This window comes from Streptomyces sp. DvalAA-14 (assembly GCF_900091855.1).
Taxonomy (GTDB): domain Bacteria; phylum Actinomycetota; class Actinomycetes; order Streptomycetales; family Streptomycetaceae; genus Actinacidiphila.
In genome coordinates this window covers 1-1,313 of the sequence record NZ_FMCH01000381.1, presented here as the reverse complement: position 1 = coordinate 1,313, position 1,313 = coordinate 1, and the positions used below count along the sequence as shown (strand labels likewise).

Genomic DNA, 1,313 nt, shown 5'->3' with positions numbered 1-1,313 from the left:
GTGCCGGGCCGCCGGGGCCCGCAGTGGCACCGCGCCGAGGGCCGCCCCCACCCGGCCGGGCGGCTGGGTCGGCCCGGCCCGGAGCGTGCCTGGCGGCCCCGGCCTGTGACGTCGGTCGGGTGCGGAAAACCGGTGGGCACGCGGGCCGGAGCCAGGGCAGACTCGGTGGTATGAGTGCGAAGATCACGCGGCTCGATCCGGCGGGGCTGCACGAGACCCCCGGGTATCACCACGTCACCGTCGTGGAGGCGGGGCGGACGGCGTATCTGGCCGGGCAGTGCCCGCTGGACGCGGCCGGCGCACTGGTCGGTCCGGGGGACCACGCGGCGCAGGCCGGGCAGGTGGCCGCCAACGCCCTGATCGCCCTGGGTGCGGTCGGGGCCGGACCGCAGGACGTGGTGCGGGCGGTGATCTACGTGGTGAGCGCGGACCGGGGCGTGCTGTCGGCGGTGTGGGACGCCTTCAACGCCTCCGCGCTGGCAGCGGCGTTCAGTACCGCGAGCACGCTGCTCGGGGTGACGCAGCTCGGCTTCACCGGGCAGCTGGTCGAGCTGGACCTGACCGCGGCGCTGCCGGCATGAGCCCGGCGCCCGAACCACTGATCGAGATCGACGGCGACGCCGCGACCGCGGCCGCACTGGCGCCCGCGCTGGGCGGCTACGGGCATTTCTCCGCGCTGCAGGTGCGCGGCGGCCGGGTCCGGGGCCTGGCGTTCCATCTGGCCCGCCTGGACGAGGCGACCCGCGAACTGTTCGGCGGCGGGCTGGACGGGGAACGGGTCCGCGCACTGGTCCGGCACGGCCTGGCATCCGCCGGGCGCGCCGACGCCTCCGTGCGGGTCAACGTCTTCCAGCCGGTCGAATCCGCCGGCGCCCCGGTCGCCGTCATGGTGGCGGTTCGCCCGCCGGCCGCGCTGCCCGCCGGGCCGTTCCGGCTCAAATCGGTGCCCTATCAGCGCCCGGTCGCCCACCTCAAGCACACCGGCGGCTTCGGCCAGTCCTACTACGTACGGCAGGTGCGGGCAGCGGGCTTCGACGAGGCGCTGCTGACCGGCCCGGACGGCGTGATCGCCGAGGGCGCGGTCACCAACATCGGCTTCGTCCAGGGCGACACCGTCGTCTGGCCGCAGGCGCCGCTGCTGCGCGGGATCACCCTGCAGGTGCTCGAACGCGAACTCGCCGCGGCCGGTGTCCCGCAGACCGCCCGCCGGGTGACGCTCGCCGATGTGGGCGGCTACGACGGCGTCTTCGTCGGCAACTCCCGCGGCACCGTGGCGGTCTGCGCCATCGACGGCACCCGCGTGCCGACGGACG

2 protein-coding genes are annotated in these 1,313 nt (G+C 75.9%); both read left to right on the top strand.

Features of this window, described 5'->3' with window-relative positions; genetic code table 11:
* Positions 1 to 170 precede the first annotated feature (170 nt).
* Positions 171 to 581 carry a RidA family protein gene (locus GA0115240_RS19745; RefSeq protein WP_093738050.1) on the top strand — a complete coding sequence of 137 codons (411 nt, stop codon included), beginning with the start codon at positions 171 to 173 and terminating at the stop codon, positions 579 to 581.
* On the top strand, positions 578 to 1,313 hold a 736-nt coding region (locus GA0115240_RS19740; RefSeq protein WP_107407173.1), incomplete at its 3' end, for an aminotransferase class IV. The genes GA0115240_RS19745 and GA0115240_RS19740, both read left to right, overlap by 4 nt.

Coding starts and splice junctions, on each gene's coding strand:
- GA0115240_RS19745 (WP_093738050.1), top strand. CDS start 171: ATGAGTGCGAAGATCACGCGGCTCGATCCGGCGGGGCTGCACGAGACC.